Raw genomic sequence first — 17,208 nt, 5'->3', positions numbered from 1 at the left:
TACCTGAAAAAGAGCGTCATCATAAATATCAAAAAAATCACACAACTTTTTTTGACGATTCATCCAATTTTTACAGGGTACGGTCAATAGGAAAAGAAAAGAAATCATGTGCAGCTTCAGTCAGCGGGAATATATCGCGGGCTTCTTTGAGTAATTGTTTCAGTGACTCTTCCCCTTGGTACCGTGCACTAATATGGGTCAAAATCAGTCTTTTTGCGCCTGCTTCCTGCGCTGTTTTTGCTGCCTGTTCTGTCGTACTGTGATAATAATTATAGGCTAGTTCTGCATCTTCTTTCCCAAATGTTGCTTCATGGACTAACACATCCGCATTCTTGGCAAGCCTTGTTATATTCTCGCACAAACGGGTATCTCCTGAAAATGCAACGATTCTCCCTTTTTTAGGGGGTTCCAAATAATCGGTTCCATCAATCATTCTTCCATCTTCGAGTGTAACGGTTTCCCCATTTTTCAACTTCTGATACAAAGGTCCAGGTTTTACACCGATTTTTTTTAGGTCTTCGGCTTTTAGTGCGCCGGGTACATCTTTTTCCACGACCCGATAGCCGTAAGCTGGGATCCCATGAGACACTCGTCTTGCTTCTACTTGAAAGGTCTCATCTTCAAAAACGATCCCTTCCTCTATTTCTATGATATGCAGCGGATAAGTCAAATGCGTTTGTGTCGCTGAAAGTGCCGCGTTTACAAAAGCTTTAATGCCGCTTGGACCATATATCGTCAATTCATCCTCTCCCCCTTGAAAGGACCTGCTGCCAAGCAGACCCGGGAGACCATATACATGATCACCGTGCATATGCGTGATAAAGATCTTCTCAATTTTTCTTGGTTTAATCGTTGTATGTAATATTTGATGCTGCGTCGCTTCTCCGCAATCAAAAAGCCACACGGCTTTTCTCTCTTCTAAAAGCTTCAGCGCAGTGCAAGTGACGTTTCTTGTTTTTGCAGGAATGCCTGCACCTGTTCCTAAAAAGAGCAGTTCCATTACGATTTCCTCCTACAGCCGGTATACAATCTCTTCATTCATATAGAATACATGAAGACAGGATAAATGTGAATTCAGCGGAATTTTTGAAAAAAGTCAAACTTGGGCAGAAAAAGTCGAATCAAATGTTTGCTTTACGAACAATGAACCTTTAAAATAAAGAAAATGTACATACATTCTCGGTTTTTACAACAATGCTACGAATAAAGTGAGGTACTTTTCGTGAATACAGAAACTAACTATCCAAAAGCAGTCATTGTCATCTTTGGCGCAACAGGAGACCTTGCAAAACGCAAGCTCTACCCTTCTATACATAGACTTTATCATAGCGGAAAGCTTGGAGATCAATTCGCTGTTGTAGGTGTTGGACGTCGTCCTTGGTCTCATGAAGACCTAAGAGCTGTGGTAAAAGAATCGGTCTCTTCTGATGATGCAGAAGCAAAAGCAGAGGAATTTATTTCTCATTTCTATTACCATGACTTTGATGTCTCAAGCCCTGCTTCCTATCAAGCACTGAACACACTTCTTTCTGGTCTTGAAGATACATACAGTATCCCAAATAACCGGATGTTCTATTTAGCGATGGCACCGGAATTCTTCGGAACCATTGCGAAGTTTTTAAAAAGTGAAGGCGTATCAGAAACGACTGGATGGTCTCGACTTGTCATTGAAAAACCGTTTGGTCATGACCTCCCTAGTGCCAAAACATTAAATGAAGAGATCCGAGATGCATTTACAGAGGATCAAATTTATCGTATTGACCACTACCTCGGTAAACAGATGGTGCAAAACATTGAGGTGATTCGTTTTGCGAATGCGATCTTTGAACCGCTTTGGACAAACCGCTATATTTCAAACATTCAAATCACATCGAGTGAATCATTAGGCGTCGAAGATCGTGCGAGATATTACGAGAGTTCTGGTGCACTGAGAGATATGGTACAAAACCATATGCTTCAAATGGTTGCACTACTAGCCATGGAGCCGCCGATTAAGCTCAATACAGAGGAAATCCGTAGCGAAAAACGGAAAGCATTGCGTGCGCTTCGTCCTTTCTCGAAAGATGAAGTGGATCAATTCTTTGTCCGCGGACAGTATGATGCAGGAACGATTGATGGCAATATGGTTCCTTCCTATCTTGAAGAGCAAAATGTGGACCCAAACTCCAACACAGAAACATTCGTTGCAGGGAAACTTCTCATCGATAACTTTAGATGGGCCGGGGTACCATTTTACATTCGTACAGGAAAACGTCTAGAAAAGAAATCCACTCAAATCGTGGTGCAATTTAAAGACATTCCGATGAACCTGTACTATGGAAACGGGAATGCCATGCATCCAAACTTACTTGTGATTCACATTCAGCCAGACGAAGGCATCACCCTTCACCTGAATGCTCGCAAGCTTGATGGCGGAACGTATGCTAAACCAATTAAGCTTGACTATCAAACAAATTACAACGACATCATGAATACACCAGAAGCGTATGAAAAGCTGATTCATGACTGTTTGCTAGGTGACGCAACAAACTTTGCCCACTGGGATGAAGTGGCACTGTCTTGGAACTTTGTTGATCCAATTTCAGAAAAATGGGCTGAAACCAAAACGTTAAAACCAAATTACCCTGCTGGTTCTATGGGACCAAAAGAAGCAGATCAGCTTCTTGAAAAAGATGGATATCACTGGTGGAATATATAAAATCAACGAAAAAAGAGCAGTCTCCCGATTGAGGGGGTTCTGCTCTTTTTTTAAAGTCGTGTTTTCGTAATTTCAACCGTTGAAAAATCAAATTTATCATAGCGATGATGGCTAAAGGAATATTCAAACGGCCGACCTGTGTTTAAATAAGCCACCTGCTCCACTTCTAGCACTGGATCCGTAGGGTCACAGCCTAAATATTGCTGATCAAGCTGATCTGATTTAGCCGCTCTAATTTTTTTGTGCGCTCCTGCCACTTTTAAATGAAGTGTGTTTGTAATGTAGCTATAGATAGACCCCAATAAAACCTCTTCATCTATTCCCTTAATGACATTGACAGGCATAAAGGTTTTTTCTAATACATATGGCTCTTCTTCCACCAAACGGAGCCGAATAATGTCATAGACGGGTGTGCTTGAGTCAATGGATAAATGAGCTGCCACCTCTTCACTTGGAAAATGCACATCAAAGCGAATGATTTGGCTCGTCACGTTTTTATCTGCCATCACTTTCGTGAACCCTTTATTTTCATGACCTGATACGTTGATCGCACCTTGATTTAGCGCTGCCTTCACAATAAATGTGCCATGACCTCTTTTTCTAAAGAGCAGACCTTCCGCCACTAAAAGATCGAGCGCACGCTTCATCGTCATTCTGCTGCATTTAAATTCAGCGGCAAGCGAGTTTTCATCTGGAATGGGTTGATCTTCTGGATAATATGCTGTTCCTATTCTTTTTCTAATTTCTTCTGAAATGAGTTCGTACTTTGTCATCTCACACCACCAACTGACTTGTTTTTTCATATCCTATTATAGCGCTTTCTAGCCTTCCTCTCATTCTACACTAAGCCTAGTGCGCTTAAAAGGTTCGAGCCACTTTCATTTCAACCCTTTCATCTTTACATAAGAAAAATACTTGCCCTTTTCAAGGAAAGAGCAAGTATCTTGATTAGAAACCATTATTCTCTGAAACCGATTGAAACCAGTAGCCACTTTTTTTGATGGTACGTTTCCCGTCTTTCTCAAGGTCCACTGAGACAAATCCATAGCGATTTTTATAGGCATTCGACCATGACCAATTATCCATAAACGTCCACAGGTGATAGCCTTTTACATTACTTCCTTCTTGAATGGCTTGATGCACCCATTTAAGATGCTCAGAAATAAAATCAATGCGATAATCGTCGTGAATCATTCCTTCTTCATCCTGAAACCGCTCTTCTCCTTCGACACCCATTCCATTTTCAGAAATAAAGCATTCAATATTCCCATAGTCTGTCTGGACTTTTTTCAATATATCGTAAATACCCTTTTCATAGATTTCCCAGCCGCGGTACACATTCATTTTTCTGCCCGGCATTTCAAAAGAATCGAAATAATGGTCTGGCATAAATGGTGCATCAGGGTGAGGCATATGTTCCTTTGCTTTCACTCTTCTTGGCTGATAATAGTTGATGCCGAGAAGGTCGATCGTGTTCTCTTGAATGAGTTCAAGGTCTCCTTCCTCCATAGCCGGCATCAATCCTTCTTTCTTTAACACGTCCACTAGCTTTTCAGGGAAATGTCCTTTCACAGCTGGATCTAGGAAGGACCGGTTAAAGAAGGCGTCAGCCATCTCAGCTGCTTCGACATCCCGCGGATTCTGGCTTCGCGGATACGAAGGAGTAAGGTTGAGGATAATGCCTATTTTCCCATCCTGCTTCATCTCTTTATAAGCCGCAATGGCCTTAGCATTTGATAAAATCTCATGAAATCCAACTTGCACTGCCTTTTGGAAATCAACTTCGTTTGGATAATGGAAGCTATACATATATCCACCCTCTACAGGAACAATCGGCTCGTTATGGGTAAACCATTTTTTCACCCGGTCGCCAAAAAGCTGAAAACACAATGTCGCATAGCTGACATAATCGTCTACGACCTGCCTGTTTACCCATCCTCCCGTCTCCTGAAGCGCCATTGGCATATCAAAATGATACAAGTTCACAAACGGTTCAATGTCACTCGCTATCAGTTCATTGATCACATCATTGTAAAAAGCCACAGCGTCTTCATTAACAGCCCCTTTTCCCTCAGGTAAAAGGCGTGACCATGAAATAGATAGACGAAACGAGTTGTGCCCAATCTCCTTCATGAGTCGGATATCCTCTTTGTATTTACGATAAAATTGCGAGGTCACACCTGGACCGACGCCCTGAAAAAAACGATTCGGCTCTTTTTCAAACCAGTGATCCCAAATGTTCGGTCCCTTTCCATCTCCTGGATAACTGCCTTCTGTTTGCGTAGCAGAGGCAGAAGATCCCCACCAGAAACCTTCTGGAAATGTATATGATTGACTGTTAGTTTCCATCGACATGTATTGAGTCTCCTTCACCTTTGATGTTTGTTTGTTTCGTTTTTTCTGTCGTGACTATTTTTTCATTTTTCACATTCATACGATCAATAAATTTTAGGAACGGGAACCAAATGACAAACACAATCATTAAATTAAACAGCTGAAGCAGACCGCCCGCTAATGAATTTGTTGCCATGACTCCGCTAATAAAGATCGGTACTGTCCATGGAATATTCACGCCTGTCGGAGGCGGCACAATACCTGCGGCCATCGCAAAATAAGAAATACAAGTAATCACCATTGGTGCCAAAATCCATGGAATGAGAATAAGCGGGTTCATCACAATCGGTAAACCGAAGATAATGGGTTCATTGACGTTAAATAAACCTGGTCCTAAGCCGAGCTTTGCTACTTGTTTCAATTGCTTACTTTTAAGAAAAATTAAAATCGTAAACACAACAGCTAGCGTCATACCGGTTCCACCCATACCCACTGTATAGATTTCGATAAACTGCTTGCTGATGATGTTCGGAACCTCACCTGTTTTTGTGTAGCTTTCTAGATTTTGAATGGACAATGTATTCCAAATCGGGTCCATGACAGAGTTGATAATAATTTGGCCGTGGAGCCCAAAGAACCAAAGAATTTGTATAAAGAAAATAGCGATCAAGGTCGGAATGATACCGCTTCCAAGTCCGACAAGCGGCGCCTGAATCGCATTGTAAATCAAGTCATGCATGTTGGTTTTGAACCCTTGTGTAATGATGATATTGATCAGTAAAAAGGTTGTGAGTGTCAAAGTAGCCGGGATGAGTGCAGCAAAAGACTTAGAAACAGCTGGCGGAACCCCTTGCGGCATATTGATGACAAATTTCTTTTGGACAAAATAGCGATAAATTTCAGCAGACAAAAAGCCTGTGATCATTCCAAGGAACATTCCCTTTGCGCCCAAACGATCGACTGGGATGACGCCTGCAATGGATGCACCGCCCTCTTGTTCTAGTAAAAATGGCGTAAGGAGCAGAAAAGAGGCTAAAGCGATCACACCGCCAAAGACAGCTTCCACATCATAGCTTTTCGATAAATAGTAGCCAATCCCAAATACAACAAACACACTCATAATGCTGATGGTCGCACTAGGTGCAATATTCAGTGCAGACTGAACACCTTCCAGTGCTGTTTGACTCATGATCTTATCTAAAAATGGCAGATTCATTAATACGACCATGATGGAACCAAAAATCGTTAATGGGAACGCAAGCATAAAGGCATCCCTTAATACCCCTAGATAGCGATTGTTGTTCAATCTCCCAGCAATCGGAACCAAAATCGCACTTATTTTATCAAACATTGGTTTCCCCCCTTGTTTACACCCTTTATTGTTTCAGTGATTGCAATATCGGTAAGAGCTCTCCCACAAGCTCTTTTATTGTCATCGTTGACATGAAATGATCTTCGGCATGCATGAGCAGCAAGGAGAATGAAATCGTTTCTCCGCTTGCCTCTTGCTGTACCATTTGAAAATGAATATCATGTGCATTCCGCAAGTCATCTTCCGCTTCTTTGAGAAGGTCAGATGCTACTGTTTCATGACCTTCTCTGAATTGTTTAAGAGATTGAAGCAATTTGCTTCGTGCATTTCCGCTGTGTAAGATCAATTGAAAACTGATTTGTTCTTCCGTGAGTCCTTCGAGCGTTTTCTTTTCCATCCTTTAAGATTCCCCCATCAATGAAACCGCTTGTTCATACGCTTTTTGTCCATCTGCTAGCCCATACGCCTGCATATCGATGACCTCTACTTCAATCCCATATTTTTGAGCTTCTTTTTGAAGATCCCCTTTTAAAAAGCTCATTTGCGGTCCAATTAATACAACATCGGCATGTGCCATTTCTTTTTTCGCTTGGTCTTGTCCGACTGCCCAAATCTCTGCTTCTTCCCCTATAGACTCAGCATGTGCCTTCATCTTTGTGACTAGTAAACTCGTAGACATACCAGAACTGCATGCTAATAAAATACGTTTCATTTCTCTCACCCCATTGTTGTAATAAAAGCGCTTCCAGTTAATATTATATATTTTTATTTTTAAATGTCTAGACATTTAATTATATATGTCTGTATTTTATTTTAAAAATGACCGTATCAATACTCACAACAAGCTTTCAGAACAAAAAAGATCTCATCCAGATATGAACGAGAGCCCTTTTCTTTTAAAAAATACTCTCCGAATGAACCATAAAGTAGCTTTTTCTTCAGAAGATTTGAGAACTTTGTTAAAATAAGTGCTAATGACTTAGCTCATTCAAAAACCCATAAATCATGAGAAGTAACTGCCCCGAGATGGAAACAGATGCTATTCCCACTCAATTTGATGGATAGGTAAACGTCTTTTGCTGCTACTTTTCGAATCTATTCATATCTTTGCAATCAAAATTTGGGTAAAGACTGTAAAAGAAACGAGCATATTTGAATAGGGCGTATAAACGGATAAAAGCGTGTGAATGTTTATACACACGCTTTTCACTAGTCTTCACATGCACATACTAGATCATAATTTGATGTTGTATTGTCCTCTGGGCCCAGCCCGTGATCATCACGATTATCCTTTTCCTGCTTGGAATCCAGGGTACTTGGTCATACCGCCGTCTACATATAACGTCAACCCTGTCACATAGCTCGCCTCTTTTGATGCAAGCCAGACAGCACATGCTGCCACTTCTTCCGGTTTTCCGATATAACCAATCGGTATCAGCTCAATGACGCCCTTTTTCAATGCTGGATCATCAAATTTTTCGGCATTGATCGGGGTATCAATTGCGCCTGGTGCAATGCTGTTTACACGAATTTTTTTAGGGGCATATTCTAGTGCCAGCGTTTCCGTCAAAAGCTTGGCGCCTCCTTTACTTGCTGCATAATGGACAAAATGAGGCCACGGAATTTGCTGATGGACCGACGACATATTAATAATCGACCCCTCGATCCCGTGTTCTGTCATATACTTTAATGCATCACGGCACCCTAAAAACATTCCTGTTAAATTGGTGGACATCACTTTGTTCCAGTTATCTAGCGTCATTTCAGTTGAAGGAACTTCATTTTCAATTCCTGCATTATTGATCATGACATCAAGACTGCCATATGTATTGACAGCTTGATCAATCATCGCCTTCATATCCTCTTCTTTTGATACATCCCCTTGAATTTTGACAGCCTGTCCGCCACTTTTTTGAATCTCAGCAATCGTGTCGTCCGGGTTTTCTTTATCTGAGAAATAATTGATCACTACATTGGCTTTTTCTTGTCCAAACCGGCGCGCCATCGCCTGACCTATCCCTGTACCTGCTCCTGTGATGAGAACTGTTTTTCCTTCCAAATCTGGATACATTCGCTTAAACCTCCTATTTTGTAAAACCTAGTAGCACACCGCCTGCGATAATCATCAAGCAGCCTGCAATGACAAAGCTTGTTTTAGATGCTTTCTCTTTTAATAAATAAATACCGCCTAAAGTCGAGATGACAATTCCTGTTTGAGACATGGAAAAACTTACTGCTACGCCAATGAGTGGAATCGCCAAAAGAAGCCCTAGATTTCCTGTCGACCACACAAGACCAGCAATGATATTTCTGAACGTATATTTGCTAAACGGGTCTTGCTTTAGACTAATCGCTAACGATGAAATCAGCATGCCGACAGATTGCGGAACGAGCGCAGACCAGCCATCTATATGAAACCATCTTAAAATGACGACATATCCGACGTAGCCTACGGTTGAGATGAGCAAAATGATGATTCCCTTTTTAAAATTGCCGCCTTCGTTTCCGCCACTCTTTTTTTGACCGAGGGATGTCATGACAACGCCAGCAATAATAAATAAAATGGCACAAGAACCAATAAGTATGACCGTCATGGTTTGCCATTCTTTGAAGACAATGACACCAAATAATGTCGTGCTCACAAGCTGCATACCCGTTGATAAAGGAACAGCCTTTGACACCCCTAGAAAGGCGACACTTGAAAGCTGATTCATTTGCCCAATACTCCAAAAGATCCCAGAGATAACGGAAACCGCAAAAATAAGCGGTGTCAGTTCCGGCATTTTGATCAAATAAGCGCCGATTGAAAACAAAAAAGCGCCGAGGGTAATGCCGAGTGTTTGCTGATAGGCATTCCCGCCAAGTTTGACACTGATGAGAACAATACTTCCCCAAAATATCGCTGGGAGAAGTGCATATAAAATGCCCACTTCTATCCCTACTTTCTGTACTTTTTTACTTAGCATCCCTCTTTTTCGGATTTTTAGCCGAATAGATGTAAACACAAAAAAGACCTTACCAAAGGTAAGGTCACAGCGTGTAGACAAACCCTCGCATTCGGTGTCAGTCCTGCAAAGGTTTTCTATCACGCTAAAAAGAAGACAAAGGGCTAAAATCAAGTTCATTTTAGCCCTTTGTCAACAATCTAAGACCTTACCAAGGTAAGGTCTTTTGAGGTTTTATACTTATTTCATCCATTCAGTATGGAAGACGCCTTCTTTATCTGTACGCTCATACGTATGTGCGCCGAAGTAGTCACGCTGTGCTTGAATTAAGTTAGCTGGAAGGACAGCTGTACGATAGCTATCAAAGTAAGCAAGTGCACTTGAGAATGAAGGAACAGGAACACCTTGTTCTACTGCAAGTGAAATCACTTTACGAAGTGATGATTGATAGCTTTCTACGATATCCTTGAAGTAAGGATCAAGTAATAGGTTTTTCAATTCAGGGTTACGGTCATATGCTTCTTTGATTTGCTGCAGGAAGGCTGCACGAATGATACATCCACCACGGAAGATCATCGCAATTTCACCGTATTTCAAATCCCAGTTATACTCATCAGACGCTGCTTTCATTTGCGCAAAACCTTGTGCATATGAGCAGATTTTACTCATGAAGAGAGCTTTTCTAACAGCTTCGATTAATGCTTGTTTATCTTCAGCTGATTGAGTTGGCTCAGGCCCTTGAATTAATTGACTTGCTTCCACACGCTCATCTTTCATCGCAGAAATAAAACGAGCGAAAACAGACTCCGTAATGATTGGAAGCGGGACACCTAAATCAAGTGAGCTTTGGCTTGTCCATTTTCCAGTTCCTTTTTGGCCAGCTTTATCTAAGATGACATCTACTAGCGGCTGGTTCGTTTCTTCGTCCACTTTTGTGAAAATGTCAGCTGTGATTTCGATTAAGTAGCTGTCAAGTTCTCCTTTATTCCACTCTGAGAATACTTCATGAAGCTCCCCTGCTGATAAACCAGCGACATGCTTCAAGATAAAGTATGATTCAGAGATCAATTGCATGTCTCCGTACTCGATACCGTTATGAACCATTTTGACATAATGTCCTGCTCCATCTGGACCGATATACGTTGTACAAGGCTCACCATCTACTTTCGCAGAGATGGCTTCTAAAATTGGTTTCACTAGCTCGTGCGCTTCTTTTTGACCGCCAGGCATGATAGAAGGACCTTTAAGTGCGCCTTCTTCACCGCCAGAAACACCTGTACCAATGAAGTGAATACCACTTTCCGCAAGCTCTTGGTTACGTCTTTGTGTATCCTTGTAATATGTATTTCCACCATCAATTAAAATGTCACCTTTCTCTAGGTGAGGCAATAATGATTGAATGGTTGCATCTGTTGCTGCACCCGCTTTTACCATTAAAAGAATTTTACGCGGCGTTTCAAGCGATTGAACAAATTCTTCAATGCTGTATGTGCCTACAACGTTTTTCCCTTGTGATTCTTGAAGAAACTCTTCTGTTTTGCTGCTAGATCTGTTATAAACGGACACGGAGAAACCGCGGCTTTCAATATTTAGGGCAAGGTTTTTCCCCATAACGGCTAGTCCAACGACACCGATTTGTTGTTTTGACATAATTCTGACGTCCCTTCTAACACACTATATTGATTACTGCTGAAATGATGTACCCTTTGAAATTACCACAACATCACCTCTTTTATCAAGTTTTCAGGCTAGTCATTTCCTCTTTCGTCCTGAAAAAAGTCTTTATTAAAACTTGTACCACTTGTTTTGCTCTCTTTTTCCTTAATGGTTACTCCTCTTTGGATGAGTGGTTTACCGTATTTTTCTTTCAGTCCGTCTAAAAGAGATTGGAGCGGTTCGTCTTTTGCATCTTCTGTATAAGAGAATAAATCAAGCTGCTTGACGGCTGATTTTCGTTCCACAAGATCGGTCCCCGTCACACCTAAAAGTCTTACTGGCTGGTCATTCCAATGCTTTAGGAATAGCTGCTTTGCCGCCTCAAATAGATCTTCCTTTCGATCAGTTGGATTCGTGAGTGTGACGCTCCGTGTGATATTTTTCCAGCTTGCATACCGAATCATAATGAGCAGCCGGTTCGCCATCACTTCTTTTCTTCGTAATCTGGCACTCACCGATTGCGACAGTTTCTCTATTAATGAGACGAGTTCATCTGTATCATCAGAATCGTGAGGAAGAGTGGAAGAATTGCCGACAGATTTAAATTCGTATATTCTTTCTGGATCGACAATGCCGTCATGCTCTCCGTTTGCCTTTTGCTTTAACCTCGGTCCATTGATGCCTAATAACTCTTTCAGCGCATATTCATTCGCTTTTGCTAAATCTTCAATTGTATGAATTCCGATGGTTTTCAGCTTATCTGCCGTTTTCTGTCCAACCCCATGCATGTCACCTGCAGGGAGCGGCCAGAGCATTGTCGGGACATCTCGTTTACGCAAAATGGTAATGCCCATTGGCTTTTTCCAATTAGACGCCATCTTCGCTAGAAATTTATTCGGTGCAATGCCAATACTCGATGGAAGCATGAGCTCTTCTACGAGCCTCGTTTGAATATCATAAGCGGTTTTCACGGCATGCTCAGCATAAGGTGTATCGGTTAAATCAATATAGCCTTCATCAATTGAAACGGGTTCAACTAAGTCACTATATTCTCTTAGTATGGTAAACATTTCTTGTGAGGAGCTGCGGTACCGGTCGAAGTTGGGTGTACGCACAATCAGTCCCGGACATAGCCGCTTCGCTTCCCAAAGTGGCATCGGCGGCTTCACCCCGAGTGCTCTTGCCTCGTAGCTGCAGGTTACAACTATGCCTTTGCGCTCTTTTGCATTTCCGCTAATGGCTAAAGGTTTCCCTCTCAAAGAAGGATCATACGCCATTTCTACCGATGCATAAAAACTATTCATATCAATATGAAAAATGATTCGCCCCTTCTTTTGAGAATCAGCCATTTGCTTGCCTCCTTAGGTGATCTACTTTCCTTCACTTCACCGTGATTTCACCTGTTTGTTCCATTAGACATTTCATATGGTGTATAGTACACTGTGAGTAATGAAATGGATGTGATAATCATGATTATTGATACATTCAATGAAGTCTTTTTCCTTGTTGAATTCTTTACGATTATTCTTCCAGCGCTGACCGCCATCGGTATTGCTTTCTTATTAAAAGACTGCCGAATGAACGAGCACCTCGGAGGACATCGTTTAGAAGAGTTGGACGCATCTTGTTTGAATCGAACAGACTTTCTGTTTATCATATATGATCGCATTACAACTTGGATTAGTAAAGTCATTCGAATGAAAAGATCATCAAATGATGATGAAGACCATTCGCTTCCTCTCTCTTATTAGATTTTATTATTGAGGAGGAAACGAATTGAAACGTTTATTGACTATTTGTACGACTTTATTTTTGATGATGGTAGCGTCACCGGCATTTGCTGCGAGTGCGCAAACAAATACAAGCTCTGATGGGTTTTTCCATCATTATTTTGTTCAGCCTTTTTCTGAGTTGATTATCTGGCTTGCGAACTTTTTCCATGATGACTACGGTTTATCCATTATGTTCGTGACATTGATTGTCCGGCTGCTTATTTTCCCGCTTTTTGCAAACCAATTTAAAAAGCAGAGAGTGATGCAAGAGAAAATGGCACTCGTTAAACCTCAGATTGACCAAATACAAAGCAAATTGAAAAAAACGAAAGAACCTGAAAAACAAAAAGAACTGCAAATGGAAATGATGAAAGTATATAAAGACAACAATGTGAACCCGCTGGCAATGGGCTGTCTGCCGATGCTGATTCAAATCCCAATTGTTCTTGGCTTTTACTCGGCAATTCGCTCAACACCTGAGATCGCAACGCATTCGTTCTTATGGTTTAACTTAGGACAAACTGATCTTTTGGTGGCAATCTTTGCAGGGGCCATGTATTTCTTGCAATTTTATGTCACACAAAAATTCGCAAAGCAATCAGGCACCCAAACAGAAGCTGCACTGAAACAAGCAAAAATCATGGGCATGATTTTCCCAGTCATGATGCTGTTTCTATCAATTAATGCTCCCGCTGCTCTTCCTTTATATTGGATGACAAGTGGACTTTTACTCACCATTCAAACGATTATTTTAAATGTGATGTACCAAAAATCAAAAACAAAAGCTGCGGCAAACGATTCAATTAACCCAGCAGCTGAATAAATTATAGCCCCCTTACCTAAACATGATAAGGGGGCTATATTTGTCTTCTGTAGAGCGCAACAAATAAAAGATTCGTGAGCTCCGGCACGCAAAATGACCCCTTATCCATGGATAAGGGGCCTTTGTTTATGCCAATTCCTCTTTCAATCGCTCAGGCAATTGATCAAGATCCTCAATTTTCCCTAGAAACTTATTAGGGTCCACTTGTAAAATCATCTTGTTCTCTCTCTCAACGACGCCGAAGAAATATTCAGATGCTTTTGTGTTCATATGAAATGGCTTGATCTCACTTAGCTCGATATCAATGATATCTTTTGCATCAGAAACAAGGCAGCCAATCATTTGATCGTTTAATTCAAATAGTAGAACCTTAGACTGTTCGGTTACATCCAGAGGTTTTCCGTGCAGCATGACACCTGTGTCACTGACTGGAATGACCTCTCCTCTTAACGACATGAGTCCTTTAATCTCTTTTGGAAGGTTCGATACTTCTTGTAAATAAGGGACCTTCTCAATCGAGCGTATATGCTCTACGCTGATACCAAAATCCTCTTGTCCCACTTGGAAAATAATGATCTTTTGCGTGCTCACAGAGTCTCCTGCCTTTACGATGGATTTGTCGTTTCTTCGATAATGGCGAGAACCATTTCAGCTGTCTTGACTAATTCTTCAATCGGCATTTTCTCATTTTTCGTATGAATATCTTCATATCCAACAGCTAGGTTGACAGTTGGGATGCCATTTCCAGCAATGACGTTTGCATCACTGCCTCCCCCGCTTGTCTGTAGTTCTGAAGGGCGGCCAATTTTCGCAGCCGCTTTTTTCGCCACTTCAACGACTTGATCGCCGTGTGAGAATTTAAAGCCTGGATACATGATGTCAATTTGTACATCGGCACTTCCGCCCATTTCTTTAGCGGTTTTTTCAAAGGCTTCTTTCATTTTTGCTACTTGTGCTTCCATTTTTGCCGGTTCTAAAGAACGCGCCTCTGCCAGAATATCCACTTGATCACAGACAATATTCGTTTGTGTTCCACCTTCAAAACGGCCGATATTCGCCGTTGTTTCTTCATCAATACGGCCAAGCGGCATGCTGGCGATCGCTTTTGATGCAATCGTAATCGCAGAAACGCCTTTTTCTGGTGCCACACCTGCGTGAGCTGTTTTTCCGTAAATGGTTGCACGTACTTTCGCCTGTGTTGGCGCAGCCACGATGATGGTACCGACCTTGCCATCTGAATCAAGCGCATAACCATATTTTGCTGTCATCAGTTTCGGATCTAACGCTTTTGCTCCTACAAGTCCTGATTCTTCACCAGCTGTAATGACAAATTCAATCTTGCCATGCGGTACATTTTTCTCTTTTAGGACACGGATCGCTTCAAACATTGCAGCAAGCCCTGTTTTATCGTCAGCACCAAGAATGGTTGTGCCATCTGTCTTGACATAGCCGTCTTCAATGACTGGCTTAACACCATTACCTGGTACAACTGTATCCATATGAGAAGTAAAATAAATCGTATCTGCCTCTTGATTCCCTTCAAGTGTGCAAATAAGGTTGCCTGCTCCGTGGCCGGTTGTCTCTTTTGAATCATCTTCAACTACATTAAGCCCTAAACCAGTAAATTTCTCTTTTAGGACTTCAACAATTTTTTCTTCATGTTTCGTTTCTGAATCGATTTGAACAAGTTCTAAAAATTCGTCTAATAAGCGTTTCTCATTGATCATGATGATGTTCCTCCTCTTATAGCGGCATGTTTCCATGCTTTTTTAACGGTCTATCTTCTTCCTTACTGCGAAGCAGGTCAAATGAGCGAATGAGCCGCTCTCTCGTTTCATCTGGCATTAAAATATCGTCGATTAATCCTAATTGTGCTGCCTTGATGACACTAGGTTCATTGTCCACCTCACGCAAAGCAGGATGAACAATTTCGTCTGCAAACGATTTTCCCATGACATCAATTTCTGCCTCTGGCCATGCATATACAAAGTCAGCACCTAATCCCTTACTATTCATCGCAACGTATGCGCCGCCAAACGCCTTTCTCAAAATCACAGTGATTTTTGGAACAGTCGCCTCAGCATACGCATACAGAAGCTTTGCGCCGTGGCGGATAATGCCTGCATGCTCAGCTTTCTCACCTGGCAAAAAACCAGGAACGTCCACAAGGGTTAAAATGGGAATGTGAAATGCATCGCAAAATCGAATAAACCGAGCCGCTTTATCAGCAGCATCGAGGTCAAGGCTTCCTGCCAGCACCTTAGGCTGATTGGCTACAAGACCAATGGAAGACCCTTGTAATCTGGCAAAACCTGTGACGATATTTTTGGAGAAACAACGCTGCGTTTCAAAAAATGAGCCGTGGTCGGTGATCGCTGTCACCACTTGTTTGACATCATAAGTGCGTGATGGCTCCTTTGGCAAGATGTTCCCAAGATCGCTCGCATCATGCTTTTGCACCTTACGATGAATGACAGGCCGTCGTTTCGTTGGTATGTACGTTAAAAGCGTTCGAACTGCTTTTAACACGTCTCTCTCATCTTTCCCTGTATAGTGCACATTCCCGCTTGTTTGATGCTGAACTGCTGCACCTCCAAGCCGGTCAGGACAGACCGTCTCTCCTGTTGCTTTTTCTATCACTTTCGGACCAGTTAAAAACATATGAGCTGTTTGCTCCGTCATGAATACAAAATCCGTCAATGCAGGTGAATAAACTGCACCTCCCGCACAGGAGCCTAAAATAACGGATATTTGCGGAATTTGACCAGAGTACAGCACATTCCGTTTAAAAATCTGACCATATCCCTCTAATGATACCACACCCTCTTGAATTCTCGCACCACCTGAGTCTTTTAGACCGATAACAGGCATTTGATTTTTAGCCGCCAAATCCATTAAAGCCGCTATTTTTTTCGCATGCATGTCCCCTAGTGAACCCCCGTACACGGTCGCATCTTGTGCATAAACGCCTACTTGTTTCCCATGAATCAGTCCCGTCCCAGTGACAACGCCATCCCCTAAATGCTCTGAGCGGGAGCCTTTAGCAAATGACTGGATTTCCATAAAGCTGCCTTCATCAAGAAGTTCATGAAGCCGCTGACGAACAGTCAGCTTTCCTTTGTTTCGGTGAGCCGCTGCTCGTTTTTCACCGCCACCCCTTAAAGCTTTCTCGCGCCATTCAGACAAGTCATTGAACGATTCATGCATCTTCCTGTTTCTCTCCTTTCAATGGCGCACACAATTCAAATAGCACACCTGACGTTTCTTTTGGTGAAATAAACGCGATGCGCTTTCCGTTCGCACCATTTTGTGCGTCCTTTTGAATGAGCTGCATGCCGAGCTCGTCAAGTTGACTGAGATCAGCCTGAATGTCACCTGACTTTAATGCAATATGATGAAGCCCCTCTCCTCTTTTTGTTAAGAAGGTATGTAATGTGCTGTGATTTGATATCGGTTCAATCAACTCAATGTGCAGATCACCTAGGGAAGCAAAAGATACTTTGACCCCTTGATTTGGAAGTACTTCTATGTCTGAAAATTCCCAGTTAAACAGCCTGGAGAACGTACGTGCTGTTTTTTGAATTGAAAAAACGGCAATGGCTATATGATCGATTTGATTCATCCGTTCACTTCCTTTGTACATCACTTGTCGCCTGCGTAAAAACGAG

At 41.9% G+C, this 17,208-nt stretch carries 17 protein-coding genes; 3 read left to right on the top strand and 14 right to left on the bottom strand.

Annotated elements, in window-relative coordinates; genetic code table 11:
• Positions 1–70: 70 nt before the first annotated feature.
• Entirely contained in the window at positions 71–1,000 is a 930-nt protein-coding gene (gene rnz / locus ES896_RS08865; RefSeq protein WP_039165882.1) for a ribonuclease Z, read from the bottom strand.
• 222 nt (positions 1,001–1,222) lie between these two features.
• On the opposite strand from rnz, the gene zwf reads away from it, so the two are divergent.
• Positions 1,223–2,698: a glucose-6-phosphate dehydrogenase gene (zwf, locus tag ES896_RS08860; protein WP_135226719.1), complete on the top strand. Its 1,476-nt coding sequence runs from the start codon at positions 1,223–1,225 to the stop codon at positions 2,696–2,698.
• Between the two features lie 50 nt (positions 2,699–2,748).
• Here the strand turns inward: zwf and ES896_RS08855 are convergent, their stop codons facing one another.
• The 9 genes from ES896_RS08855 to ES896_RS08815 form a co-directional block, all read right to left on the bottom strand.
• Positions 2,749–3,471, bottom strand: a complete 723-nt coding sequence (locus tag ES896_RS08855) for a GntR family transcriptional regulator (protein ID WP_017357941.1) — start codon at positions 3,469–3,471, stop codon at positions 2,749–2,751.
• A gap of 175 nt (positions 3,472–3,646) precedes the next feature.
• Positions 3,647–5,053, bottom strand: coding sequence for a glycoside hydrolase family 1 protein (locus ES896_RS08850; RefSeq protein ID WP_017367557.1), 1,407 nt, complete (start codon positions 5,051–5,053; stop codon positions 3,647–3,649).
• Complete coding sequence (gene celB / locus ES896_RS08845; RefSeq protein ID WP_007501108.1) at positions 5,037–6,383, bottom strand: PTS cellobiose transporter subunit IIC; 1,347 nt, start codon at positions 6,381–6,383, stop codon at positions 5,037–5,039. Before celB ends, ES896_RS08850 begins: the two co-directional genes overlap by 17 nt.
• 25 nt (positions 6,384–6,408) lie before the next feature.
• Entirely contained in the window at positions 6,409–6,741 is a 333-nt protein-coding gene (locus tag ES896_RS08840) for a PTS sugar transporter subunit IIA (RefSeq protein ID WP_017357943.1), read from the bottom strand.
• Between the two features lie 3 nt (positions 6,742–6,744).
• Positions 6,745–7,056 (bottom strand): PTS sugar transporter subunit IIB, encoded by a 312-nt coding sequence (locus tag ES896_RS08835; protein WP_017367558.1) that lies wholly within the window; start codon positions 7,054–7,056, stop codon positions 6,745–6,747.
• A 573-nt stretch (positions 7,057–7,629) separates the two neighbouring features.
• The gene (locus ES896_RS08830) at positions 7,630–8,415 is read right to left on the bottom strand and encodes a glucose 1-dehydrogenase (RefSeq protein ID WP_041091776.1); all 786 of its coding nucleotides are present in this window, start codon (positions 8,413–8,415) and stop codon (positions 7,630–7,632) included.
• A 13-nt stretch (positions 8,416–8,428) separates the two neighbouring features.
• Positions 8,429–9,274, bottom strand: a complete 846-nt coding sequence (locus ES896_RS08825) for a GRP family sugar transporter (protein WP_186366168.1) — start codon at positions 9,272–9,274, stop codon at positions 8,429–8,431.
• 255 nt (positions 9,275–9,529) lie between these two features.
• Complete coding sequence (gene gndA / locus ES896_RS08820) at positions 9,530–10,939, bottom strand: NADP-dependent phosphogluconate dehydrogenase (RefSeq protein ID WP_025207592.1); 1,410 nt, start codon at positions 10,937–10,939, stop codon at positions 9,530–9,532.
• 98 nt (positions 10,940–11,037) lie between these two features.
• Positions 11,038–12,294, bottom strand: coding sequence for a DNA polymerase IV (locus ES896_RS08815; protein ID WP_135226718.1), 1,257 nt, complete (start codon positions 12,292–12,294; stop codon positions 11,038–11,040).
• Positions 12,295–12,414: 120 nt separating this feature from the next.
• Here ES896_RS08815 and ES896_RS08810 point away from each other — a divergent pair, with 120 nt between their 5' ends.
• Positions 12,415–12,696, top strand: coding sequence for a hypothetical protein (locus ES896_RS08810; protein ID WP_008342247.1), 282 nt, complete (start codon positions 12,415–12,417; stop codon positions 12,694–12,696).
• Positions 12,697–12,721: 25 nt separating this feature from the next.
• Complete coding sequence (locus ES896_RS08805; protein ID WP_007501121.1) at positions 12,722–13,540, top strand: membrane protein insertase YidC; 819 nt, start codon at positions 12,722–12,724, stop codon at positions 13,538–13,540.
• A gap of 126 nt (positions 13,541–13,666) precedes the next feature.
• Here ES896_RS08805 and ES896_RS08800 read toward each other — a convergent pair whose 3' ends face one another.
• From ES896_RS08800 to mce, 4 genes are read right to left on the bottom strand one after another with little or no spacing between them, the layout of a single operon-like run.
• Positions 13,667–14,131, bottom strand: a complete 465-nt coding sequence (locus ES896_RS08800) for a chemotaxis protein CheW (RefSeq protein ID WP_008342245.1) — start codon at positions 14,129–14,131, stop codon at positions 13,667–13,669.
• A gap of 14 nt (positions 14,132–14,145) precedes the next feature.
• Complete coding sequence (locus ES896_RS08795) at positions 14,146–15,267, bottom strand: tripeptidase T (protein WP_035390776.1); 1,122 nt, start codon at positions 15,265–15,267, stop codon at positions 14,146–14,148.
• Positions 15,268–15,283: 16 nt separating this feature from the next.
• Entirely contained in the window at positions 15,284–16,747 is a 1,464-nt protein-coding gene (locus ES896_RS08790; RefSeq protein WP_017357949.1) for an acyl-CoA carboxylase subunit beta, read from the bottom strand.
• The gene (mce, locus tag ES896_RS08785; protein ID WP_017367566.1) at positions 16,740–17,162 is read right to left on the bottom strand and encodes a methylmalonyl-CoA epimerase; all 423 of its coding nucleotides are present in this window, start codon (positions 17,160–17,162) and stop codon (positions 16,740–16,742) included. Before mce ends, ES896_RS08790 begins: the two co-directional genes overlap by 8 nt.
• Positions 17,163–17,208: the final 46 nt, after the last annotated feature.

It is taken from the genome of Bacillus sp. 005/A4HT-01/001 (assembly GCF_004634445.1).
Taxonomy (GTDB): Bacteria; Bacillota; Bacilli; order Bacillales; family Bacillaceae; genus Bacillus; species Bacillus altitudinis.
This window is presented reverse-complemented; position numbering and strand designations above follow the sequence as displayed.

Coding starts and splice junctions, on each gene's coding strand:
- rnz (WP_039165882.1), bottom strand. CDS start 1,000: ATGGAACTGCTCTTTTTAGGAACAGGTGCAGGCATTCCTGCAAAAACA.
- ES896_RS08855 (WP_017357941.1), bottom strand. CDS start 3,471: ATGACAAAGTACGAACTCATTTCAGAAGAAATTAGAAAAAGAATAGGA.
- ES896_RS08850 (WP_017367557.1), bottom strand. CDS start 5,053: ATGTCGATGGAAACTAACAGTCAATCATATACATTTCCAGAAGGTTTC.
- celB (WP_007501108.1), bottom strand. CDS start 6,383: ATGTTTGATAAAATAAGTGCGATTTTGGTTCCGATTGCTGGGAGATTG.
- ES896_RS08840 (WP_017357943.1), bottom strand. CDS start 6,741: ATGGAAAAGAAAACGCTCGAAGGACTCACGGAAGAACAAATCAGTTTT.
- ES896_RS08835 (WP_017367558.1), bottom strand. CDS start 7,056: ATGAAACGTATTTTATTAGCATGCAGTTCTGGTATGTCTACGAGTTTA.
- ES896_RS08830 (WP_041091776.1), bottom strand. CDS start 8,415: ATGTATCCAGATTTGGAAGGAAAAACAGTTCTCATCACAGGAGCAGGT.
- gndA (WP_025207592.1), bottom strand. CDS start 10,939: ATGTCAAAACAACAAATCGGTGTCGTTGGACTAGCCGTTATGGGGAAA.
- ES896_RS08815 (WP_135226718.1), bottom strand. CDS start 12,294: ATGGCTGATTCTCAAAAGAAGGGGCGAATCATTTTTCATATTGATATG.
- ES896_RS08810 (WP_008342247.1), top strand. CDS start 12,415: ATGATTATTGATACATTCAATGAAGTCTTTTTCCTTGTTGAATTCTTT.
- ES896_RS08795 (WP_035390776.1), bottom strand. CDS start 15,267: ATGATCAATGAGAAACGCTTATTAGACGAATTTTTAGAACTTGTTCAA.
- ES896_RS08790 (WP_017357949.1), bottom strand. CDS start 16,747: ATGCATGAATCGTTCAATGACTTGTCTGAATGGCGCGAGAAAGCTTTA.
- mce (WP_017367566.1), bottom strand. CDS start 17,162: ATGAATCAAATCGATCATATAGCCATTGCCGTTTTTTCAATTCAAAAA.